The sequence below is a fragment of the Clostridium sp. genome (assembly GCF_036569345.1).
Taxonomy (GTDB): Bacteria; Bacillota; Clostridia; order Clostridiales; family Clostridiaceae; genus Clostridium_AD.
This window is the reverse complement of the sequence record NZ_DATCQT010000146.1, coordinates 1-4,834: the sequence shown is the minus strand read 5'-3', so window position 1 is coordinate 4,834 and position 4,834 is coordinate 1. Positions and strand designations below refer to the sequence as shown.

Genomic DNA, 4,834 nt, shown 5'->3' with positions numbered 1-4,834 from the left:
TACAAAAGCAGATGCTCAGGTGATACAGGATTTGCTTGATACGCTTAAAGCAAATAAAGAAGGCTGTGTAGGAATGGCAGCTAATATGATTGGTGTCAAAAAAAGAATTATTGTGATCAGTATGGGCGATATGAACGTTCCAATGATTAATCCTATGATAGTGAATAAGTCGGGTCAATATGAAACAGAAGAAGGATGTCTTTCACTTATAGGTGTTAGAAAAACTAATAGATTCAAAGAGATAGAAGTAGAGTATTTTGATTCGGGATTTAAAAAGCGAAGGGGAAAATACTCAGGATGGATTGCTCAAATTATTCAACATGAAGTAGACCATTGTGATGGGATAGTCATATAGAAAAAGGTAAGATCGCTGTTCAAGGTGGAATCATAGCAATTAAAGAAAGATGAAGGCGACTACTGCGAATACCTAATCAGAACCAATGATGGCAGTAAATATTATAAGAATTGTGAGGAAAATATTATGAGCAATATTAAAAGGAAGGAATTTATAAATATCTACAAGCAGCAAGAAATAGAAATGGGTATAATTCAAATATATAATACTATTACTGGATATTCTTTAATAGATATATCAGTGAATTTATATAAGCCTTTTGAATCAATTAAATTTAAGCTAAGTATCGGGAGGTATAAATTAAAGCAGTTACAAGCAGATTGGAATACTTATGGTGAAAAATCTTTTGAATTTAAAGTTGTGGAAAAACTTAAACCTAATGAGCCTTCAACAGAAAAAGAAAAAATGGATGATTTAAAAGAACTTTTAAAAATCTATATTGATAGTCAAAGCGAGATTCTAAAATTGTATAAGTGAGATTGAACAAAAATAGGCTAGGAACTTATGAATAGAAAGTAAAACTTACAGTTTTTACTACGACCTCGGAGGTCGTTACATAGACTGGAAGTTAATGATTGATATACTACTATGTAAACTTGGATGAGGAGCTTTAAGTAGCATTTTTGGACTGTTTGTCAATATGAGAGTACTATGATAAAATGTAGCCATATAAGGAATTGCCTATTTTTTTTGAATTATAAATTCGTAATTGCTATTCTTATGAAATTGTAAAATGAAATTGAAAATGATTTTTTATATTAGAATTAACAATAACTAATGGAGGAAATGAAATTATGCCTAGTTTACCTAATTGCCCAAAATGTAATTCAGTATATACATACGAGGACAGAAATCTGTTTATATGCCCAGAATGTGCTCATGAGTGGACTTTAGAACTAGAAACTGAAAATAGTGTAGATGAGAAGATAGTTAAAGATGCAAATGGAAACGTCTTAAAGAGTGGTGATACTATATCTATAATTAAAGACCTTAAAGTAAAAGGGACTCCACTTGCTATTAAAGCAGGTACAAAAGTGAAGAATATACGATTAATAGATGGAGATCATAATATTAGTTGTAAAGTTGATGGATTTGGCGCTATGGAACTTAAATCTGAATTTGTTAAAAAAGTATAAAAACTAGTGGAAACCTGAACTAATTAATTTTAGGTCAGGTTTTTTTATGATTAAAAATGTTTTAAAGGAAAGATTATACGCACTCCCTTTGATGGGAGTATCAGCTTTTAACAATAAAGATGTATAAAAGATCACTTGGAAATAATTTTTGTATTATGCTAAATCCAGCATTTATTAATTCCTCTTCCATAATCAATGAAGGAATTCTTACATGCATTGGGGGGCCATCAATAGCACTTTCTGTTTTTTCAAATTCGAAACATAGAAAATATCCACCTTCTTTAAGCACACGTTTAATTTGCTGTAGCGTCTTAGATAACGGGTTAACTTCATGTAAAACTAATGAAGCTAGTACAATATCAATTGAATTATCTGATAGAGGAATATCATCAATACTTCCTTATAATTTATCTCCTTGTATAATGTCTCCAATTCATTAGAACGTAAAAAGTTACAGTTTTTACTACGAGCTCGGAGGTCGTTACATATTAAAAGATGGACATAAAATTATTTTGGTACATGAAAATAATTTCTGGGATTCAATTGAAGATTTGAAATAGAATGTAAAAAGTTACAGTTTTTACTGCGACCTCAGAGGTGATTACATAAACTGCAAATTCGTGTTTGCTAATAATAAGGTAACAGTTTATTATTATAGTATATTGGTATATAATATTATATAAATAGTTTGAATTGGAGGTATTAGAAATGCAAAATGAAAGTAATGAGATATATGACATTTTTTTGAGACAATCTTATAGTCAATTAAAGGATTTATTTAAGAAAGCAAAGACTAAAGAAGAGCAAGATTTTTATATTATGTTATCTAATATGGTTCTACAAAGAGAACAAGAAAAGGTAATAGGTAAATAATTATGCCAATGTACACAATATTTGCAGGCACCAATGGTGCTGGTAAAACATCAATATATAAGTCAATTTATTATAATGAAAATAAAGATGAAAAAAGAATAAATACTGATGAAATTGTAGCTCGTATAGGTTCATGGAAAGATAATAATCTTCAAATGAAATGTGCTAGAGAAGCAGTGAAACTAATAAAGAGTTATATTTCACAAGAGATATCATTTAATCAAGAGACTACATTATCGGGTAAAAGCATATTAAAAAATATAAAGATAGCAAAAGAAAATGGATTCTATATTGTGATGAATTATATAGGAGTTGAAAACCCTGAAATTGCAAAAGCTAGAGTTAAGCAGAGGGTAAGCAATGGTGGACACGGAATACCTGAGGACACAATTGAAAGAAGGTATTATGCTTCATTAAAGAATTTAAAAGGGGCCATTGAAATATGTGATGAAATCAATGTATATGATAATACAGAAGTATTTAAGGAGATAATTGATTTCAAAGATGGTAATATAATTTGGAAAGTTAAAAATATGCCAAGTTGGACTAATGATTTATTAAATGTGTAGCTAGTAAATATTATTTTATTTACTAGCTATTTTTTATACTAGCAAACCTGTCATTAGGCAGCATTTAAAGACAGGACAAATGTTTATAAAACATAGTAGGTAAACAAACAAAAATAACTATGGTAGACGGAGAGAATTTCATACAGGTGCCTAAATTCTGGGACGATTGCATGAATGATGGTTCTTACGAGTGGATTAGTTCAAAGGCAGGTAAACTTGGCGTACTAGGTGTATGTAAGGACTTCGATGATAAAGAAGGATTTAATTATATGATCGGAGTTGAGAAAATAAGCGAATCTCTTCCCAAAGGATATTTTTCAACTACTATACCCTCAGCAACCTGGGCTGTATTTGAATCAGTGGGAAAACTACCGGAAGCGTTGCAAGATATTACTCGAAGGATATTTTCAGAGTGGATGCCTTCAACGGGATATCAGCATGATTGCGCACCAGAGCTTGAAATTTATCCAGCAGGTGATACAAACTCTTCTGATTACAGGTGTGAGGTTTGGATTCCTATTAAGAAGTAAAAGGATGAGAATAACAAAGGGATGGTTAAATGCTTTAGATTGACTCTAAAACAATTGACCATCTCTTTCGTTAGTTTGTTAATATATTTATCCCCAAGTTATTTTCTCATCATAAGTACTTCCTTATAATTTATCTCCTTGTATAATGTCTCCAATTCATTAATAAGTTTTGGGTCTTTATAATCATATACAGTTATAGCAGTGTTTGTACCCCTTTCATACAAACAAAGCTGATTTTTAGATACTTGAATTGAATATATATATTTACCCGTGTTATCTCTTAAACGAATCGAGTAATCACCATCGTTTGCTTCTTGAGTACTTTCTGTACAACTTAGAGTCTTAATATACTTAATTATAGCTTCCATGTCTTGTTTTTTTGTGACTGTTTTTATCCTACCTAATTCTTTATGTTCACTTCTTATAGTGTAATTTGTAAATTCAATACTTTTAGCTGAGGCTATTGGAATATTCTCAAATGGCGTTACCTTTTGTTTAATCTCTTGTTTTGAACATGCAGTGAATAATAAAATTAGCCAAGCACTAATTAAAAGAAGTGTATATCTCTTTTTCAAAATAACATCCTCCTGGTTTTGTATTTTTATTAACCATATTTAAGTATACAATATATTAATATAATTATTCCAATATTTAACATAATTATATATAAATTGCTTCCCTTTAAAACAGTATATATAATGAGCAAGATATACTGTATTTATTTACAAAAATGTTATTTAATATAGAGGTATATGGAAATTAATGTAGAATTATAGTTTATAAGAAGAGCGCTTATACAAGGAGGTGCAATTTGTGAACTTTATAGGTATTGATGTACATAAGGAAAAACTAACTGTTGCAAGTATAGATGAAAATCTAAATATAGAATTTATAAGAAATATCGCGGCTAATGATTTTGTTGATTTTTTAAAAAATAATGAAGCATCTGTAGTAGCGGTGGATGCTCCTTATAAATTGAACCATGGGTTTATGAATAATGATGAGTATAGGATGGACTTAAATTGTAAACTAAAGGGACATTACAACAAAAAAGTGAGCGAGTATGAATTATCTAGAAGAGGAATAAATCCATTTTCTACACCAGGAAGCATGGATGAGATAACTGGATGGAAAGGTTGGATGAAAACAGGATTTAATCTCTATGCAAAGCTTGAGGAGTTAGGATATAAGGAAATCATCAACAATAAATATAAGCATGATATTCAAGGTTTTATAGAGGTATTTCCTCATGCCTGTTTTACAGTTTTATTAGGTTATATACCTTCACCAAAGGATACTGCAAAGGGGTTAAAAGAAAGAATTGATATATTAGAAAACTCAGGTTTTAAAAGCATTGAAAAAATATTATAT

The 4,834-nt window shown here is 30.0% G+C and carries 8 protein-coding genes and 1 pseudogene; 7 read left to right on the top strand and 2 right to left on the bottom strand.

Annotated features, from left to right (window positions below; all coding sequences use genetic code 11):
• The 3 genes from VIM70_RS14375 to VIM70_RS14365 all read left to right on the top strand — a co-directional run.
• On the top strand, nt 1-355 hold a 355-nt coding region (locus tag VIM70_RS14375), incomplete at its 5' end, for a peptide deformylase (RefSeq protein ID WP_331946462.1).
• A gap of 126 nt (nt 356-481) precedes the next feature.
• The gene (locus tag VIM70_RS14370; protein WP_331946461.1) at nt 482-832 is read left to right on the top strand and encodes a GIY-YIG nuclease family protein; all 351 of its coding nucleotides are present in this window, start codon (nt 482-484) and stop codon (nt 830-832) included.
• 317 nt (nt 833-1,149) lie between these two features.
• Complete coding sequence (locus VIM70_RS14365; protein WP_331946460.1) at nt 1,150-1,491, top strand: zinc ribbon domain-containing protein YjdM; 342 nt, start codon at nt 1,150-1,152, stop codon at nt 1,489-1,491.
• Nucleotides 1,492-1,591: 100 nt separating this feature from the next.
• On the opposite strand, the gene VIM70_RS14360 is transcribed toward VIM70_RS14365, so the two are convergent.
• On the bottom strand, nt 1,592-1,849 hold the full coding sequence (locus VIM70_RS14360) for a class I SAM-dependent methyltransferase (RefSeq protein ID WP_331946463.1): 258 nt from the start codon (nt 1,847-1,849) through the stop codon (nt 1,592-1,594).
• 350 nt (nt 1,850-2,199) lie between these two features.
• Here VIM70_RS14360 and VIM70_RS14355 point away from each other — a divergent pair, with 350 nt between their 5' ends.
• The 3 genes and pseudogenes from VIM70_RS14355 to VIM70_RS14345 all read left to right on the top strand — a co-directional run.
• Nucleotides 2,200-2,364 (top strand): hypothetical protein, encoded by a 165-nt coding sequence (locus VIM70_RS14355; RefSeq protein ID WP_331946459.1) that lies wholly within the window; start codon nt 2,200-2,202, stop codon nt 2,362-2,364.
• 2 nt (nt 2,365-2,366) lie between these two features.
• The gene (locus tag VIM70_RS14350; RefSeq protein WP_331946458.1) at nt 2,367-2,933 is read left to right on the top strand and encodes a zeta toxin family protein; all 567 of its coding nucleotides are present in this window, start codon (nt 2,367-2,369) and stop codon (nt 2,931-2,933) included.
• Nucleotides 2,934-3,025: 92 nt separating this feature from the next.
• Nucleotides 3,026-3,463 (top strand): annotated as a pseudogene (locus VIM70_RS14345) (GyrI-like domain-containing protein); the annotation flags it as partial.
• Nucleotides 3,464-3,561: 98 nt separating this feature from the next.
• On the opposite strand, the gene VIM70_RS14340 reads toward VIM70_RS14345, so the two are convergent.
• Complete coding sequence (locus VIM70_RS14340; protein ID WP_331946457.1) at nt 3,562-4,038, bottom strand: hypothetical protein; 477 nt, start codon at nt 4,036-4,038, stop codon at nt 3,562-3,564.
• Nucleotides 4,039-4,276: 238 nt separating this feature from the next.
• On the opposite strand from VIM70_RS14340, the gene VIM70_RS14335 reads away from it, so the two are divergent.
• A partial coding sequence (locus VIM70_RS14335; RefSeq protein ID WP_331946456.1) for a DUF429 domain-containing protein occupies nt 4,277-4,834 on the top strand: 558 nt, incomplete at its 3' end.